The 500-nt window shown below is 59.6% G+C and carries 1 pseudogene; it reads right to left on the minus strand.

The annotated features are described in order from the left end of the window. Window positions 1-500, minus strand: a pseudogene (locus ACFFUV_RS23980) (hypothetical protein); the annotation flags it as partial.

Here is a 500-nt window from a genome sequence, read left to right on the forward strand (position 1 = left end):
CCCCCACCGACGGCAGAAGTCATCAATGTTACCGCTTTTACGCTTCACGCGGCGGCGGCGGCGGCGGTAGAAGATCTGCCCTTCGCCCTGCACTTCGGCAATCAGCTCCATCCACGCTTTTTGCTCCGCCACGCAGATGTCCGGGTTGTAGCTATCGCTCAGGATATAGACATCAAAGTGCTCGGCATTACCGCTGGCTTTTACCGACTCCCAGGTCGCGCGCAGGCCCGCGAATACGCGGTCAACGTCTTCGTTACAGATCGGCATTATCAGCGCCGTACGGTGCGCCGGGTTCAACGGTTCGTCACCGACCGTCGAGGCGGAAATACTGTACTTATCGCGGCCGATCAATAGCTGCAGGAAGCCCATTAACGCGGTCCAGAAGCCGGCGGAAACCCAGCAGAACAGCACCGCGAAGAGGATCAGAATGCCGCTCTGCAACACGTACGGCAGCAGCTGCATGAACGAGATCCACAGGTTCTGCCCCACCATGTCGGCCG

It is taken from the genome of Vibrio olivae (genome assembly GCF_042428525.1).
Classification (GTDB): domain Bacteria; phylum Pseudomonadota; class Gammaproteobacteria; order Enterobacterales; family Vibrionaceae; genus Vibrio; species Vibrio olivae.